The sequence below is a fragment of the Actinoallomurus sp. NBC_01490 genome, assembly GCF_036227085.1.
Lineage (GTDB): Bacteria > Actinomycetota > Actinomycetes > Streptosporangiales > Streptosporangiaceae > Actinoallomurus > Actinoallomurus oryzae.
Window position 1 is genome coordinate 1,142,787 of sequence record NZ_CP109433.1, and the last position, 15,774, is coordinate 1,158,560.

General features: G+C 72.0%; 14 protein-coding genes. 6 read left to right on the forward strand and 8 right to left on the reverse strand.

Annotated features, from left to right (window positions below; genetic code table 11):
• Positions 1 to 36: 36 nt before the first annotated feature.
• The 4 genes from OG417_RS05905 to guaA all read left to right on the forward strand — a co-directional run bounded on the left by OG417_RS05905 (position 37) and on the right by guaA (position 4,838).
• A complete protein-coding gene (locus tag OG417_RS05905; RefSeq protein ID WP_329250839.1) occupies positions 37 to 1,302 on the forward strand; it encodes a sensor histidine kinase in 1,266 nt (421 codons plus the stop codon).
• On the forward strand, positions 1,290 to 1,937 hold the full coding sequence (locus OG417_RS05910; protein WP_329250842.1) for a response regulator transcription factor: 648 nt from the start codon (positions 1,290 to 1,292) through the stop codon (positions 1,935 to 1,937). The genes OG417_RS05905 and OG417_RS05910 overlap by 13 nt, the downstream gene beginning before the upstream one ends.
• On the forward strand, positions 1,934 to 2,761 hold the full coding sequence (locus tag OG417_RS05915; RefSeq protein WP_329250846.1) for a DUF4097 family beta strand repeat-containing protein: 828 nt from the start codon (positions 1,934 to 1,936) through the stop codon (positions 2,759 to 2,761). The genes OG417_RS05910 and OG417_RS05915 overlap by 4 nt, the downstream gene beginning before the upstream one ends.
• Before the next feature lie 505 nt (positions 2,762 to 3,266).
• Positions 3,267 to 4,838, forward strand: a complete 1,572-nt coding sequence (gene guaA, locus OG417_RS05920) for a glutamine-hydrolyzing GMP synthase (protein WP_329250849.1) — start codon at positions 3,267 to 3,269, stop codon at positions 4,836 to 4,838.
• Between the two features lie 3 nt (positions 4,839 to 4,841).
• Here the strand turns inward: guaA and kynU are convergent, their stop codons facing one another.
• The 3 genes from kynU to OG417_RS05935 all read right to left on the reverse strand — a co-directional run bounded on the left by kynU (position 4,842) and on the right by OG417_RS05935 (position 7,976).
• Positions 4,842 to 6,089 (reverse strand): kynureninase, encoded by a 1,248-nt coding sequence (gene kynU, locus OG417_RS05925; protein ID WP_329250852.1) that lies wholly within the window; start codon positions 6,087 to 6,089, stop codon positions 4,842 to 4,844.
• Between the two features lie 145 nt (positions 6,090 to 6,234).
• Positions 6,235 to 7,083 (reverse strand): haloalkane dehalogenase, encoded by an 849-nt coding sequence (locus tag OG417_RS05930; RefSeq protein ID WP_329250855.1) that lies wholly within the window; start codon positions 7,081 to 7,083, stop codon positions 6,235 to 6,237.
• A gap of 77 nt (positions 7,084 to 7,160) precedes the next feature.
• Positions 7,161 to 7,976 (reverse strand): SDR family oxidoreductase, encoded by an 816-nt coding sequence (locus tag OG417_RS05935; RefSeq protein ID WP_329250857.1) that lies wholly within the window; start codon positions 7,974 to 7,976, stop codon positions 7,161 to 7,163.
• Positions 7,977 to 8,050: 74 nt separating this feature from the next.
• Here OG417_RS05935 and OG417_RS05940 point away from each other — a divergent pair, with 74 nt between their 5' ends.
• Both OG417_RS05940 and OG417_RS05945 read left to right on the forward strand, forming a co-directional pair.
• Complete coding sequence (locus tag OG417_RS05940) at positions 8,051 to 8,626, forward strand: TetR/AcrR family transcriptional regulator (RefSeq protein ID WP_329250860.1); 576 nt, start codon at positions 8,051 to 8,053, stop codon at positions 8,624 to 8,626.
• A gap of 140 nt (positions 8,627 to 8,766) precedes the next feature.
• Positions 8,767 to 9,510 carry an SDR family NAD(P)-dependent oxidoreductase gene (locus OG417_RS05945; RefSeq protein ID WP_329250863.1) on the forward strand — a complete coding sequence of 248 codons (744 nt, stop codon included), beginning with the start codon at positions 8,767 to 8,769 and terminating at the stop codon, positions 9,508 to 9,510.
• Between the two features lie 70 nt (positions 9,511 to 9,580).
• Here OG417_RS05945 and OG417_RS05950 read toward each other — a convergent pair whose 3' ends face one another.
• The 5 genes from OG417_RS05950 to OG417_RS05970 form a co-directional block, all read right to left on the reverse strand.
• Complete coding sequence (locus tag OG417_RS05950) at positions 9,581 to 10,477, reverse strand: LysR family transcriptional regulator (protein WP_329250866.1); 897 nt, start codon at positions 10,475 to 10,477, stop codon at positions 9,581 to 9,583.
• Positions 10,478 to 10,698: 221 nt separating this feature from the next.
• The gene (locus tag OG417_RS05955) at positions 10,699 to 11,463 is read right to left on the reverse strand and encodes an SRPBCC family protein (RefSeq protein ID WP_329250869.1); all 765 of its coding nucleotides are present in this window, start codon (positions 11,461 to 11,463) and stop codon (positions 10,699 to 10,701) included.
• A 112-nt stretch (positions 11,464 to 11,575) separates the two neighbouring features.
• Positions 11,576 to 12,421, reverse strand: a complete 846-nt coding sequence (locus tag OG417_RS05960; protein ID WP_329250872.1) for an FAD binding domain-containing protein — start codon at positions 12,419 to 12,421, stop codon at positions 11,576 to 11,578.
• Positions 12,418 to 14,820, reverse strand: coding sequence for a xanthine dehydrogenase family protein molybdopterin-binding subunit (locus OG417_RS05965; protein WP_329250875.1), 2,403 nt, complete (start codon positions 14,818 to 14,820; stop codon positions 12,418 to 12,420). The genes OG417_RS05960 and OG417_RS05965 overlap by 4 nt, the downstream gene beginning before the upstream one ends.
• The gene (locus tag OG417_RS05970; protein WP_329250878.1) at positions 14,817 to 15,305 is read right to left on the reverse strand and encodes a (2Fe-2S)-binding protein; all 489 of its coding nucleotides are present in this window, start codon (positions 15,303 to 15,305) and stop codon (positions 14,817 to 14,819) included. The genes OG417_RS05965 and OG417_RS05970 overlap by 4 nt, the downstream gene beginning before the upstream one ends.
• Positions 15,306 to 15,774 lie beyond the last annotated feature (469 nt).

Sequence of the window (15,774 nt, forward strand, 5' to 3'; positions counted from 1 at the left end):
TTGCTGCCGACAAAGTGCGAAAACTAGGGTCCTGGCATGGCGATGACGATTCCGGCGCGGCGCGCGTTTCACTGGGGGAACGCACACGCTCCGTGGTCGCCCTGGGCGTGGCGGAACACGACGTTCGTCACGGCCGGCGTGCCCGTCCACCTCGTCGCACTGATGATCTTCTCGGTGCCGTGGGTGTTCGCGGTGTCGACCACTGGGGTCCTGCTCGCGCTCGTGGTCTCGGTCGGGCTGCCGCTGGCCGCGCTCCGGCTGCTGACCGCCGTCCAGCGGCACCGGTTCTGGGCCCTTCTCGGCGTGGACGTGCCCGCCGTCCCCCATGAACGCCTCGGCCGCCGGACCGTCGCGGCGATGGTCCGCTCGCCCACGGCCTGGCGGCAGCTCGCGTACCACCTTCTGGCCGGGCCCGCCCTCGCCACCGGCGGGCTGCTGGTCGTCGCCGTGTGGGCGGCCGGGTTCACGCTGGCGCTGCTCAACACCTACTCGTGGGCGCTGCGTCCGTCCAGTCCGCTCGCGCTGACCGGGCACGCGGTGGCCGACGGCCTCCTCAACGCGGTCGGTGTCATCCTGCTGCTGGCCGCGCCGGGACTGGCCGCCTCGGTCGCGCGGCTGGACACGCGGGTCGCGTTCGCCCTGCTGGGGCCCAGCCGGGCGGAGGAGCTCGAACGCCGGGTCGAGGACCTCGCGGAGAGCCGCGCCGGCGTCGTGGACGCTGCGGACGCCGAACGCCGGCGCATCGAACGCGACCTGCACGACGGCGTACAGCAGAGGCTCGTCGCGCTCGCCATGAACCTCGGGCTGGCGCGCGAGACCCTCACCGGCGGTCCCGAGGCCATGGAGGTGATCGCCGAGGCGCACCGGGAGGCCAAGGAGGCGCTGACCGACCTGCGCAACGTCGTCCGCGGCCTGCACCCGGCCGTACTCGACGACCGCGGGCTGGACGCCGCGCTGTCGGGCATCGCCGCGCGAGCGCCCCTCCCCGTACGCCTCCAGGTCGACGTGCCCGAACGCCCGTCGCCCACGGTCGAGGCGGTCGCCTACTTCGTCGCCTCCGAGGCGCTCACCAACGCGGTCCGGCACGCGCGGGCCACGCAGGTACGGATCCTCGTCACCCGCTTCGGGGATCTCCTGCGGATGACCATCACCGACGACGGGGCCGGCGGCGCGGAGCCGTCGAGGGGCACGGGCCTGACCGGCCTGCGTCAGCGCGTCGGGTCGGTCGACGGTACGTTCCGGATCAGCAGCCCGGCCGGCGGGCCGACCGTCATCACCGTGGAGTTGCCGTGCGCGTCGTGATCGCCGAGGACTCGGTCCTGCTCCGGGCCGGACTCATCAAGCTTCTGGAGGTCTCGGGGTTCGAGGTGGCGGCCGCGGTCGGCGACGCCGACGCCCTGCTCGCCGCGGTCGAGGAGCACCGGCCCGACGCCGTCGTCGCGGACGTGCGGATGCCTCCCGGCCACAGCGACGAGGGCGTACGGGCGGCGCTCGTGATCCGGCGGCAGTGGCCGGACGTCGCGGTGCTGCTGCTGTCGCAGTACGTCGAGGAGCGGTACGCCGCGGACCTGCTGTCGGCCAACACGAGCCGGGTCGGCTACCTGCTGAAGGACAGGGTCGCCGACGTCTCGGCGTTCATCGACGCGCTGCGCCGGGTGGCGTCCGGGGAGACCGCGCTCGACCCGGAGGTCGTGGCGCAGCTCCTCATCCGGCGGCGCAGCGACCCGCTGGACCGCCTGACACCACGGGAGCGCGACGTGCTGTCCCTCATGGCCGAAGGGCGCTCCAACAGCGGCATCGCCGAGGCGCTGGTGATCAGTGACAGCGCCGTCGCCAAGCACATCAACAACATCTTCGCCAAGCTGGACCTGCCGGCCGCCGACGCCGACCATCGCCGCGTACTCGCCGTGCTGCGCTTCCTGGGGGTGGGCTCGTGACCGAGACCGCGACCGAGCCGCGCGTGACCGGTGCCGAGCGCCCCCGTCGCCGGGGCGTGTGGATCGCCGTCGCCGCGGTCACGGCGTTCACGGCGATCGTGCCCCTCGGAGAGCAGGCCTGGGGCCGCCTCTTCCGCCAGACCGAGACGGTTCCGGCCGTCTCGTACGCGCACGCGATCACCGCCCTCGAGGTCGAGGCCGGCAGCGGATCGGTGACGGTCGGCACCGGGCCGCCGGGCCGGGTCGCCGTCGGGCGGACCCTGCGATGGACGCTGGGCAAGCCGAACGTCGGCCAGTCCTGGAACGGCGACACGCTGGTCATCAAGGCGGACTGCGGCGCGCACGCGACCCTGTTCTCCGGTCCCGGATGCGACGTCGACCTGAACGTGCGGGTCCCGGCGGGGATCACCGTGCGGGCCACCGTCAGCTCGGGCACCATCACGGCTCAGGGCCTCGCCGGCCCCGTCCGTCTCCAGGCGCGGTCGGGCTCGGTGAACATCGCCGGGACGCACGGCCCCGTCTGGGCGAGGGCGAACTCCGGCTCGGTCAACGGCACCGACCTGTCCTCGCCGCAGGTGGACGTCAGGACCTCCTCCGGAGCCGTCGGGCTCGGCTTCGCCGACGCGCCACAGCAGGTCACGGCCAAGGCCACCTCCGGATCCGTCACGGTCGCCCTGCCCCGCGGCTTCCGCTACCGGGTGAACGGCACGTCGTCATCCGGCGACCTGAGGGTCGACGACGGGCTCCGCGACGACGGTTCGAGCCGCCGGATCGACGTGAGTACGAGGTCCGGCGCGGCCAGGGTCCGCTACTCGCCGTCCTGAGACGACGGGCGAGCCGCTGCTCCGGTAGGCAGGTCCCCGCGATCGCCCTCCGGCAGACGACAAGATCGCTCTTGAGATAGTGCCGTGTCAGTCAACGTTTGCCTCGTGGGGGAGGTGGGGTTGGCTGATCCTCGCTTGGGGCGAGCGACTCCCCACGTCGGGTGGGGCGGGCCACGGCCGGCCAGGGGACCCCGGGTGCGGTGCCGTGATGGGGGATCGCCTGGGGTCACGCCGGGACCGGCCGGCACCGGGTAGGTGCTGTCCGGCTCGACGGTGCGTGATCACCACCGGAAACATGCTCGTGGTGGTGATGGTGCCGCCCGGGCCGCGCCGGGCGATGTTGGCGCCGCCGACCAGGTCGCGCAAGCGCCTACGACAGAAACCCAGCTTCCGCGTCGATGCCGTCGGTCGTGATCATCCGATCAGTATGGGCTCCCACGAGGGAGAACGTTCATCGTTTCGCCACTAGACTGTGGCTATCCCGCGACTCCGAAAGGCGTTCTTGGTGTCCGTCGAGTCAGTCGAGCAGTCCTTCGACACGGTCCTCGTTGTCGACTTCGGGGCGCAGTACGCGCAGCTCATCGCCAGGCGCGTGCGCGAGTGCCACGTGTTCAGCGAGATCGTGCCCTCGACCATGCCGGTCGCCGAGATGCTGGCCAAGCGGCCCAAGGCGATCATCCTGTCCGGCGGTCCCGCGTCGGTGTACGAGCCCGGCGCGCCGCCGGTTCCCGACGGCCTGTTCAAGGCCGGGGTGCCGACGCTGGGCATCTGCTACGGCTTCCAGGCGATGGCGCGGGAGCTGGGCGGCATGGTGGCCAACTCCGACATCGCCGAGTACGGCCGTACGGACCTGACCGTGCTCGACGAGGGCACGCTCCTCGCCGGCCTGCCCGCCGAGCAGTCGGTGTGGATGTCGCACCGGGTGACCTGCAGCGCGCCGCCCGCCGGGTTCACGGTGACCGCCCGCACCGCCAGCGCCCCGGTCGCCGCGATGGAAGATCCGGCGCGCCGCCTCTACGGGGTGCAGTTCCACCCCGAGGTCATGCACACCGAGCACGGCCTGACCGTGCTGCGGCACTTCCTCACCGCGGCCGGATGCCGTCCGTCGTGGACCATGGTCAACATCGTCGAGGAGTCGATCGAGGCCGTCCGCGCCCAGGTCGGCGACAAGCGGGCGATCTGCGCGCTGTCCGGCGGCGTCGACTCCGCGGTGGCCGCCGCGCTCGTCCAGCGGGCCATCGGGTCCCAGCTGACCTGCGTCTTCGTCGATCACGGGCTGCTGCGCAAGGGCGAGGCCCTCCAGGTCGAAAAGGACTTCGTCGCCGCGACCGGCGTCGACCTCAAGGTCGTCGACGCCTCCGGCCAGTTCCTGTCCGCGCTCGACGGCGTCACCGACCCCGAGGAGAAGCGCAAGATTATCGGCCGGGAGTTCATCCGGGTCTTCGAGGAGGCCGCCCGCGAGATCGTCGACACTCACGGCGAGGCGGTGGAGTTCCTCGTGCAGGGCACGCTCTACCCCGACGTCGTCGAGTCCGGCGGCGGCACCGGCGCGGCCAACATCAAGTCGCACCACAACGTCGGCGGGCTGCCCGAAGACCTGAAGTTCTCCCTGGTCGAGCCGTTGCGCACGCTGTTCAAGGACGAGGTGCGCCGGCTGGGCGAGGAGCTCGGCCTGCCGCCGGAGATCGTCTGGCGGCAGCCGTTCCCGGGCCCCGGCCTCGGCATCCGGATCATCGGCGCGGTCACGCGCGAGCGGCTCGACCTGCTCCGCGAGGCCGACGCGATCGCCCGGGAGGAGCTCACCCGAGCCGGTCTCGACCGCGACATCTGGCAGTTCCCGGTCGTGCTGCTCGCGGACGTGCGCTCCGTGGGCGTGCAGGGCGACGGTCGCACGTACGGCCACCCGGTCGTGCTGCGCCCGGTGACCAGCGAAGACGCCATGACCGCCGACTGGGCGCGGCTGCCGTACGAGGTCCTGCAGCGCATCTCCACGCGCATCACCAACGAGGTCGCCGAGGTCAACCGGGTCGTCGTCGACATCACGAGCAAGCCGCCCGGCACGATCGAGTGGGAGTAAGGCTCAGGTCACCCGCGCCGGCTCGCTGGAGAAGCGTTCGTACGCCCGCTCGTCCACGATCGTGCGCAGGCGGTGGAGGCCGTCCCACACGTCGGTGAAGCTCGTGCTGATCGGTGCGGGGCCGAGCCGCAGCCGGTCGGGGGTCCGGTAGTCGGGGATCACCCTGTCCGCGATCATGGCCTGCGCCATGCGCCAGGCCTCGGGGTGGCGCAGCGCGACGTGTGAGCCGCGCCGCTTCGGGTCGGCGGGGGTGGCCAGGGCGAGGTCCGGCAGCCACGCCTCGGCCAGGTCGATCAGGTAGCCGGTGAGCGCCTGGCCCTTGGCCCGCAGCCGGTCGATCCCGGCCTCGGCCAGCAGCCGTACCCCCTCCTCGACCGCGGCGATCGCCATGATCGACGGCGTGCCGACGAGGAACCGGCCGATCCCGGGTACCGGATCGTACGCCGGGCCCATCGCGAACTGGTCCCGCTGCCCGAACCAGCCCCAGATCGGCTGGCGCAGGTCCTGAACCTCCTTGCGGACGTACAGGAAGGCGGGAGATCCGGGGCCGGCGTTCAGGTACTTGTAGGTGCAGCCGACCGCGAGGTCCGCGCCGCTCGCGTCGAGGCGTACGGGCACCGACCCCGCGGAGTGGCACAGGTCCCACAGCACGAGCGCGCCGGCCTCGTGGACGATCTCGGTCACGGCGGCCATGTCGAGCAGCGCGCCGGACCGGTACGCGACGTGCGACAGGCTGACCAGTGCGGTGTCCGCGCCCACGGCCTCCTGGAGGATGTTCAGGTCCAGGCCCTGGTCGATGTCAGTGTGCACGACGCGCAGTTCGAGGCCGCGCTGGGCGGCCAGCCCCTCCAGGACGTACCGGTCGGTGGGGAAGTTGTCGTCGTCGGTGACGATCACTTCCCGGCCCGGTCGCGCGTCGAGCGCGGCGACGGCGAGCTTGTAGAGGTTGATCGTGGTGGAGTCCGAGACGACGACCTGACCCCCGGCCGCGCCGAGGAGCGTCTCGCCGATCAGGTCACCCGCCTGGAAGGGCAGGTCGGCCCAGTGACTCCACGAACGGATCAGGCCGGAGCCCCACTCGTCCCGTACGACCCGCGCGATCCGCTCGGCGGTCCGCTTCGGCAGCCGCCCGAGCGAGTTGCCGTCGAGGTAGATCAGCTCGGGATCGTCGCGTACGAAGGCGTCCCGCAGCGGGGCGAGCGGGTCGTCGGCGTCCAGCGCGGCCGCGTACTCCCGGGACGTGTCGGTCATGCCGCTCACTCTAGAGCGGACGTCCGCCCTTCCGGCACGTGCCTGAAGCGGCCGGTCCGGCTCCTTCGCCGCTCCCGAGGTGGTGAACGCCACGGGCCGGACGGAGAGGACGACGCGGTGTTCGGGGTTCGGGACCGGACGGCCCCTAGATCCGGTGTCGTCGCAGCCAGTTCGCGACGGCCGTGGCGATCAGCTCGGGCCGGTCCTCGGGCGTGTGGTGGCCGGCGACCGCGTCGTACCGCTCGATCTCCAGCCCGGCCATGTGCGACGAGCACCAGTCGATCATCTCCGGGGTCATCATCACGCCGGGCCCGGGCGCGAACGTCACCAGCAGCTTGGGCACGTCCGGGCTCGCCGCGAGCCACGCGCCGTACGCCTCGATCCGGGCGACGACGTCGGCGGGCGCACCGCCGAGCGGCATCGACCGCGCCCAGCGCAGGATCGGCCGGCGGCTCTGACGGGTGGGGTACGGCGCGCGGTAGGCGGCGATGTCCTCCTCGCCGATCGGGGTGGCGACGCTGCCGGGCAGCATCTCGATGAAGGCGTTGTCGTCGAGGATCATGGCCTCGCCCTTGTCGCTCTTGATCGCCTCGAACAGCGACCGGCCGGCCTCGGGGAACTCCTCCCAGCTCATGGGCTTGACGATGGTCTCGGTGAACGCGATGCCGCGCACCCGCTCCGGATGCCGGGCGGCCCAGTCGAACGCGAGCGCGCCGCCCCAGTCGTGCCCGACCAGGACCACGTCGTCGAGGTCGAGCGCGTCGAACCAGGCGTCCAGGTACCGCGCGTGGTCGGCGAAGGAGTAGTCGATGGCGGGCTTGCCGGACCCGCCCATCCCGATCAGGTCGGGTGCCAGCCGCCGCCCCGGCACGGCCGGAACGACGTCGCGCCACAGGTGAGAGGAGGTGGGGTTGCCGTGCAGGAAGACGACAGGCGTGCCGCCGCCCACCTCCTGGTAGCGGATCGTTGAGTCGAGCACTCGCTGGACGGGCATGAGAAGCCTTTCTGAGGGTGAGCTTCATCGGGTGGTCGACCGCGATCTCCGGCCGGGCGCATCGGGCGGGGAGGCGGTCACCGGAAGGCCGCGAGGTTCCGCCGCGCCCAGTCGGCGAAGGCGCGCGGTGGACGGCCGAGGATCTGCGCGACGGCCGGGCCGACCTTCTGCTCGGCGGCGGTCGGGTCGCCGGTGATGGCGAGCGTGCCCTCGACGACCGGCTCGGGCATGAAGCGGAGCATCTCCTCGCGGGCCTCCTCCCGGGTCTGTTCGACGAACCGCACCGGCTCGCCCAGCGCCTCGGCGATCGCCGCGGCCCGCTCGCGCGGAGTGATCGCCGCCGGGCCGGTGAGTTCGTAGGTCCGTCCCGCGTGGCCCGGCTCCCGCAGGACGGCGGCGGCGACCTCGGCGATGTCGGCCGGGTCGATGGTCGGCAGGCCGACGTCCGCGAACGGCGCGGCGGCCGTCCGGTTCGCGCGGATCGACGCGGCCCAGGCGTAGGAGTTGGAGTGGAAGCCGCCCGGGCGCAGGATCGTCCATTCGAGGCCCGACGCGCGTACGGCCGCCTCGAAGGTCACCGGATGCCGGTAGGCGTCCGGCCGGAAACCCGCGCCCTGCGAGGACAACAGCACCACCCGCCGTACGCCGCCCGCCTCGGCGAGGTCGAGGACCTCTCGCGGTTCCTCCCCGGCGACGAGGAGGAACAGCGCGTCGGCCCCCTCCAAAGCGGTCTTGAGGCCGGCAGGTTCGGCGAGGTCGGCGGACCAGTGCCGCGCGCCGGCGGGCACCTCCGCCGGGTGCCGCGAGACGGCTCTCACCCGTTCGCCGGCGGCCGTCAGGATCCGCATGAGCGCTCCACCGACGTTTCCGGTCGCTCCTGTCACCACGATCATTTGAATCGCTCCTAAGTCAGTCAACTAACTAAGACCGTAGCCGACGGCGATCAGTCACGTCTACAGTTAGTCGGGTGACTGACTCAAAAGTCGGGCGGCGGCCCGGCAAGCGGGAGCGGCTGGCCGGCGCCGCGGCCCGGGTGCTGCACGAGCAGGGCGTCGAACGGACCACGCTCGCGGACATCGCGCGAGCGGCCGACGTGCCGGTCGGCAACGTCTACTACTACTTCAAGACCAAGGATCAGCTCGTCGAGGCCGCGATCGACACGCAGGCGGACCACCTGCGGGAGACGATCGCGGCGCTCGACCGGCTCCCCACCCCGCAGGAGCGGCTGAAGGCGCTCGTGCAGGGCTGGGTCGACGGCCGCGACCTCGCCGCCCGGTTCGGCTGCCCGACCGGCACCCTCGCCGCCGAGCTGGACAAGCGCGCCGACGGTCTCGACCGTGCGGTCGCCGACGTCATGCGGCGGCTGGTCGACTGGATCGAAGGGCAGTTCGCGGCGATGGGCCGCGACGACGCGCGTGAGCTCGCCATCGGCCTCCTGGCCGCGTACCAGGGGATCTCCCTGCTCACCAACACCTTCCGCGACCCCGAGCTGATGGCCACCGAAGGCCGCCGGCTGGAGCGCTGGATCGACTCCCTCGCCTGATCGCCCGGCCGCTTATCCCGGCGATAACCCGCCCGAATAGATCAACGGGATGTCCGGCGGCTCTCCGGGACTTGCACCCGGCGCGGCCGGGACGAGCCTGGCCGCGCCGCTGATCGCGGCATAGGGATGCAGGTGAGCAAATGTCAGAGTTGCAGGGAAGGTCGGCGCTGGTGACGGGCGGTAACAGCGGCATCGGCCGTGCCTCGGCCATCGCACTCGCGAACCTCGGTGCGCACGTCGTCATCTCCGGCCGGGACGAGGCGCGGGGCGACGAGGCGGTCCAGAAGATCCGCGCGAGCGGCGGCAAGGCCGACTTCGTACGCAGCGACCTGCGCGACCTGGCGTCCGTGCGGGCGCTGGCGGCGCGGGCGCGTGCGCTGGCCGGTCACGTGGACATCCTGGTCAACAACGCAGGAATCTATCCGTTCGTCTCCACCGACGAAACCAGCGAGCAGGACTTCGACTCGGTGTACACGCTGAACGTGAAGGTGCCCTACTTCCTGGTCGCCGAACTCGCTCCGGAGATGGCCGAGCGCGGTCATGGCGCGATCATCAATCTGACCACGATGGTCTCGGAGTTCGGAGTCGCTGGTTACGCCCTCTACGGGAGCAGCAAGGCAGCGGTCGTGCTGCTCACCAAGGCCTGGGCGGCCGAGTACGGGCCCAAGGGGGTCCGGGTCAACGCGGTCAGCCCCGGCCCGACGCGCACCGAGGGAACCAGCGGATTCACCGAGGACCTCGAGGCGCTGGCCGGCGCGGCGCCGGCCGGACGCCCCGGCTCGGCGGAGGAGATCGCCGAGGCGGTCGCCTTCCTGGCCACCGACCGTGCCGGGTTCGTGCACGGCGCGCTCCTCCCGGTCGACGGCGGGCGTATCGCCGTCTGAAGCCCCCCACCACGGCCCGCTTCGCGTTCCCACCGCGAAGCGGGCGCCGGTGGCGGTGCGGACGGTCCGCCTACCGCGTCGAGCGGTCGAGAGCCACGATCAGGTGCCCGAGGTCGCGGCGGTGGGAGTCGGCCTTCCACGCCGCCCAGGTGCGCCGGACGAGCGGATGGCCGGCCAGCGGAGACCAGACGACGGTGTCCGGGAGCGGATGACGCCAGTGCGGCGGTGCCAGGGCGAAGGCGTGGCCGGCGGTGACGGCGGCGAGCTTCACCTCCGGGATGAGTTCCTGGCCCTCGGGAGCGGGAGGCCCCAGCTCGAGACCGTGGCTGCGCAGGATGGCGGTCAGCTCGTCGTACCAGGCGGGGCTGCCGGAGCGCGGGAAGCCGACCCAGTCGAGCCCGGCGAGCGCGTCCAGGCGGATGCCCTCCGGCTCGGAGATCTTCTCGGCGTGCTCGACGGTCAGCAGCACTCCGAGCCGTTCCTCGGCCACTTGGACGGCGTCCAGGTCCGGGCCGATGGGATGTTCGCGTACCAGGCCGACGTCGAGTTCGCCGGCGCGCAGCGCGGCCATCTGCGCGGCGGTGGAAAGGTGATGGGCCAGCACCCGGGTGTCGGGGTAGGCGGCAGCGAGGTCGGCCAGCGGGCCGGTGAGCAGGTCCGGCGGCAGTTCGAGCGGAATGCCGATCTTCAGAATGCCGCCGCAGGCTCCGGCGTGCCTGGCGACGGCGGCGGCGGCCTGGTCATGGCGGGCCAGAACCGCACGGGCCTCGGTGAGAAGGGTCAGGCCGGCCTCCGTGGCCGCCACGCCGGTGGAACTCCGGACGAGCAGCTCCACACCGAGCTCCCGCTCCAGCGCACTGATCGTCTGGGACAGGGCCGGTTGGCTCAGATGCAGCCGCCGCGCGGCCGCGGACATGCCGCCCTCTTCGACGACGGCGACGAACGCCCGCATCTCCCGCAGTTCCATACGACGATGCCATCACTCCCGGTTCGCCGGACGCCGGCAGCGGCCATAAGTCCTGCTGATCGACGTTATTCGCCGCCGCTCGGCCGTACGGGCCGGCCGTATGGGCCCGGCCGTCGCCGGAGCGCGGACGCGTGGCCGGGCGGGGCACGAAATCCTCGTTCCCGCGGCCGCCGATCTCCCATGGCGCCGCCCCGCCCGGCACGGGCGACCGGCTCAGCCGGTCACTTGCGCCGGGCGCGCCGGACGATCCGCCACAGTCCGAACAGGCCCAGTAGGCCCACCACCACCGGCGCCAGCCGCTTGGCGATCGAGGGGCCCGCGAACTCCAGCAGGTTGATCGCCTCGTCGTTCGACGAGCGCGCGGCGACGGGCCGCTGCGCCGCCGGCCGCGGCGTGGCCTCGGACGCCTTGGGCTCGGCGGGGGCGGTCTGCGGCTCCGCGGCCTCGGTGGCCTGGGGGGTGCCCTCGCCGCTCGGCGCCGGCTCCGCGGGCGCCGCCTGCGGCTCCTCGGCCGGAGCCGCCGCGGCCTCGGGCTCCTCCGCGGGCCGAGCGATCTCCTCGGCGAGGTTGTCCGCGAACCGGCCGATCAGCTTGCCGCCGACCTCGGACATGATGTTGCGGCCGAACTGCGCCGGGCGCCCGGTGATGTTGAGCTTGGTGTGCACGGTGACCCGGGTGCTGTCGCCCTGGTCGTGCAGCTGTGCCTGGACGTTCGCGCTGGCCGTTCCCGCGCCGCGCGCCTCCTTGCCGGTGCCCTCGATGGACACCGTGTGGGTGTCCTCGTCGCGAGCGGCGATGCGTGCCGAGCCCTTGTAGGTGATCGTCATCGCCCCGAGCTTCACCTTGAGCCGGCCCGTGAAGTCGTCGCCGTCGACCGAGTCCAGCGTCGCGCCGGGCATGCACGGAGCGATGCGCTCGACGTCGAGCAGGACCGGCCACGCTTGGTCCACGGGTACGGGAACGGTGAATTCGTGATCAAGTTCCATGGACATCCTCCCAGATGAACCCTACGAGGGCCCCAAAGCTCCGCTGACGCGGGGTATGCGCGACATGCACGACTGCATACCCCGCGCCAGGGGAGCGAACGCGCGACGCGCGCTAAACGTCGGCCGCTCTGGACAGCGCACGCGCGGTCAGGACCGTCGCGAGATGGCGCCGGTAGTCGGAGGACCCGTGCAGATCGCTGGGCGGGCTGGTGCCCTCGGCGGCGCTTCCGGCCGCCGCGCGGAAGGCATCCCGGTCGGCCGCGCCGCCGCTGACCGCCGACTCCACCGACGACGCGCGCACCGGGGTCGAGCCCATGTTGGTCAGGGCGATCCGGGCCGCGGCGACCTCGCCGCCCGCGCGGTTGACGAGGCACGCGACGCCGACGATGGCCCAGGCCTGCGCCGTACGGTGGAACTTCTCGTAGTGGAAGCCCCACCCGGCGAAGGACTTCGGCAGGCGGACGCCGACCAGCACCTCGTCGGGTTCGAGCGTCGAGGTGAGGTAGTCGGCGAAGAACTCGGCCGCCGGAATCTCCCGCGACGACGTGACGAACACCCCGTCCATCGCGAGCACGACCGCCGGCAGGTCGCCCGCCGGGTCCGCGTGCGCGAGCGAGCCGCCGAAGGTGCCCCGGTGGCGTACGGCGGGGTCGGCGACGGTCGAGGTGGCCGCCGCGACCAGGGGCGCGTGCTGCCGGATCAGCGGATCGCGCAGCACCTCATAATGCGTCGTCATGGCGCCCACCAGCAGCGAGGAGCCCTCGTCGCGTACGCCGCGCAGCTCCGGCACCGAGGCCACGTCGATCAGCACCTCGGGGAACGCCAGCCGCATCCGCAGCAGCGGCAGCAGGCTCTGCCCGCCAGCGATCACCTTGCCCTCGTCGCCGGCGTCGCGCAGCGCCGCGACCGCCTCGTCCAGCGTCGCCGGGCGTACATAGTCGAACGATCCGGGAATCATGCCTCACCTCCGGCCGATCCGAGCCCGCCGCCCGCACCGGGTTGCGCCGAGTGTTCCGGTCCGCCCCCTTGCAGGGTTCGCCACACGCGTTCGGGCGTGCACGGCATCGGCACGTCGTTCACGCCGTACGGGCGGAGGGCGTCGACGATCGCGTTCACCACGGCCGGCGTGGAGGCGATCGTGCCGGCCTCGCCGACGCCCTTGACGCCCAGCGGGTTCGTGGTCGCCGGGGTTTCGGTGCGGTCGGTGGTGAACGTCGGCAGGTCCGAGGCCGCCGGGAGCAGGTAGTCGGCCATCGTCGTGGTCGTCAGGTTGCCGTCGGCGTCGTAGACCGCCTCCTCGTACAGCGCCTGGGCGATGCCCTGCGCCAGGCCGCCGTGCACCTGGCCCTCGACGATCAGCGGGTTCACGACCTTGCCGACGTCGTCCACCGCGACGTACGAGCGGATCTTGACGTATCCGGTCTCGGTGTCCACCTCGGCGGCGCACAGGTGCGTGCCGTGGGGGAAGGAGAAGTTGTCCGGGTCGTGCGTGGCGTCGGAGTCGAGCGACGGCTCGAAGCCCTCGGGCAGGTCGTGCGCCGCGAAGGCGGCCAGCGACACCTCCTGGAGCGTCCGCGACTGGTCCGGCACGCCGCGTACGGAGAACGCCCCTCCTCCGAACTCGACGTCGTGTTCGTCGGCCTCCAGCAGGTGCGCGGCCATCCGGCGGGCCTTGTCGATCACCTTGTCGCAGGCGTTGTACAGCGCCACGCCGCCGACGGCGAGGGACCGCGAGCCGTAGGTGTCCATGCCCTTGGGCGAGATCGCGGTGTCGCCGTGCAGCACGCGCACGTCCTCGAACGGCACGCCCAGCCGGTCGGCGGTGATCTGCGCCCACGCCGTCTCGTGTCCCTGCCCGTGCGCCGACGAGCCGGTCACCACCTCGACCTTGCCGGACGGCAGCACCCGTACGGACGCGTGCTCCCAGCCGCCCGCGCCGTACGACAGCGAGCCGAGCACCCGCGACGGCGCGAGACCGCACATCTCGGTGAACGTCGAGACGCCGATGCCGAGCTGGACGGGGTCGCCGCGGTCACGCCGGTCGGCCTGTTCGGCGCGCAGCTTGTCGTACTCGAAGAGCTGCCGCGCCTTGTCGGTGGCGGCCTCGTAGTTGCCGGAGTCGTAGGTGAGCCCGGCGATCGTCTCGTACGGGAACTCCTCGTGCTTGATCCAGTTGCGGCGGCGCACCTCCAGCGGGTCGAGGGACAGCTCGCTCGCCAGTTCGTCCATCAGCCGCTCGATCGCGTACGTGGCCTCGGGGCGGCCGGCGCCGCGGTACGCGTCGGTCGGGGTCTTGGTGGTGAAGATCCCGGCGCACTTGAAGTGGTAGGCGTCCATCTTGTAGATGCCGTTGAACATGAACGCGCCCAGCAGCGGAATGCCCGGCGTGACCAGCATCAGGTAGGCGCCCATGTCGGCGAGCAGGTCGACCTTCAGCCCGCGGATACGCCCGTCGGAGTCGGCGGCCAGCGACAGGCGCTGGATCTGGTCGCGGCCGTGGTGGACGGTCGCGTTGCCCTCGCTGCGCGACTCGGTCCACTTGATCGGGCGGCCGAGCCGTTTCGTCAGCAGCAGGCAGGCCACCTCCTCGCCGTACACCTGGAGCTTGGAGCCGAAACCGCCGCCGACGTCCGGCGCGACGACCCGGAGCCGGTGCTCGGGGATGCCGGTGACGGTGGCCAGCATGAGCCGCAGGATGTGCGGGATCTGCGTCGCCGACCACAAGGTGTACTCGTCGCCGACGGCCGAGCACACCACCGCGCGCGGCTCCATCGCCGACGGGATCAGCCGCTGCTGGACGTACCGGCGCTCGATGACGACCGGTGCGTCGCGGAAGGCCGCGTCGATGTCGCCCGCCGCGAAGACCCACTCGTAGGACTTGTTCGTGCCCTTGTCGGCGTGGACGAGGTCGGCGCCCTCCTTGATCGCCTCCTCCATGTCGAGCACCGCGGGCAGCGACTCGTAGTCGACGTCGATCGCCTCGAGCGCGTCCGCGGCGGCGTACCGGTCGCGGGCCACGACGACGGCCACCGGCTCGCCGACGTACCGCACCTCGCTCACCGCGATCGGCGGGTGGTCCGGCAGCACCATGTCCTCGGTGACCGGCCACGCGCACGGCAGGCTGCCCTGTTCGTCGGCCAGGTCGGCGCCGGTGAAGACCGCGATCACGCCGGGCCGCTCGCGCGCCTGGCTCACGTCGATCGCGGTGATGCGCGCGTGCGCGACCGGGCTGCGCAGGAACGCCGCGTGCAGCAGACCCGGGAGCTGGATGTTGTCGGTCCAGTTGGTCCGCCCGGTGATCAGCCGGGCGTCCTCGGAGCGCAGTCGCGCGCTGCCGATCTCGGGGGCGGCCGTCATCGGGTGGCCTCCTGTTCGCTCGGGCGCAGGTCGGTGGCGGCCCGTTTCACCGCCCGTACGATGTTCTGGTAGCCGGTACAGCGGCACAGGTTGCCTTCCAGCCCCTCCCGTACCTCCTCGTCGGAGGGGTCGGGGTTCTCCCGCAGCAGGTCGAGCGCGGCCATGATCATGCCGGGGGTGCAGTAGCCGCACTGGAGGGCGTGCTCCTCGTGGAACGCGCGCTGGAGCGGGTGGAGCCCCTGGCCGTCGCCGAGACCCTCGATGGTGGTGACGTCCTGCCCGTCGGCCTGGACGGCGAGGACGGAGCAACTCTTGACGCTGATGCCGTCGAGGAGGACGGTGCAGGCGCCGCAGTTGGATGTGTCGCAGCCGATGGGTGTCCCCACCTTGCCGAGGCGGTCACGGAGATAGTGGGCGAGTAGAAGACGCGGCTCGACGTCATCGTCGTACTTGACTCCGTCGACCTCGATGGACACGCGCGGCATTCGTCCTCCCTGGATGATCTGCTTCCGAACCTGGGCGTGCCGGATCCGGGGGAGGTCCGCGGGCTCGTCTGTGCGCCGGCCACATCACGTTGCCTTCTTCGTCGAAGGAAAGTGGCGGATGGGAACGGCGGCGCTCCTCCACAGGGGAGTGCGTCGCGGTGGCGCCCTCCCGTACGGAAGAGCGCTCGATGGCGGCGGGTGACCCGCGCGGTCAGTCCTTCGCCGGTTTTTCGGGCAGGACCGCCTTGTGGGTACGGCGTGCGCCGGAACGGTGCTTGCGGCGGATACGCGCGGAGGCTCTACGGATGCGTCTGGTGCGGCTACGCGGCATCACGAACTCCTGTGGAAGGAGGCTGGTGGTGCCAACGTAAGCCTCAACACCCCCCGTAGACCAGAGGCGGCGCACCGTCGCCACCGGATCATCATTGACCACTCTCGTTCACTTGACCGTCGCAGGGCCGTCCCATGC

Bases quoted from the DNA above. Each gene is read 5' to 3' on its own strand.
- OG417_RS05905 (WP_329250839.1), top strand. From the start codon at position 37: ATGGCGATGACGATTCCGGCGCGGCGCGCGTTTCACTGGGGGAACGCA.
- kynU (WP_329250852.1), bottom strand. From the start codon at position 6,089: ATGACCGACACGTCCCGGGAGTACGCGGCCGCGCTGGACGCCGACGAC.
- OG417_RS05930 (WP_329250855.1), bottom strand. From the start codon at position 7,083: ATGCCCGTCCAGCGAGTGCTCGACTCAACGATCCGCTACCAGGAGGTG.
- OG417_RS05935 (WP_329250857.1), bottom strand. From the start codon at position 7,976: ATGATCGTGGTGACAGGAGCGACCGGAAACGTCGGTGGAGCGCTCATG.
- OG417_RS05945 (WP_329250863.1), top strand. From the start codon at position 8,767: ATGTCAGAGTTGCAGGGAAGGTCGGCGCTGGTGACGGGCGGTAACAGC.
- OG417_RS05950 (WP_329250866.1), bottom strand. From the start codon at position 10,477: ATGGAACTGCGGGAGATGCGGGCGTTCGTCGCCGTCGTCGAAGAGGGC.
- OG417_RS05955 (WP_329250869.1), bottom strand. From the start codon at position 11,463: ATGGAACTTGATCACGAATTCACCGTTCCCGTACCCGTGGACCAAGCG.
- OG417_RS05960 (WP_329250872.1), bottom strand. From the start codon at position 12,421: ATGATTCCCGGATCGTTCGACTATGTACGCCCGGCGACGCTGGACGAG.
- OG417_RS05965 (WP_329250875.1), bottom strand. From the start codon at position 14,820: ATGACGGCCGCCCCCGAGATCGGCAGCGCGCGACTGCGCTCCGAGGAC.
- OG417_RS05970 (WP_329250878.1), bottom strand. From the start codon at position 15,305: ATGCCGCGCGTGTCCATCGAGGTCGACGGAGTCAAGTACGACGATGAC.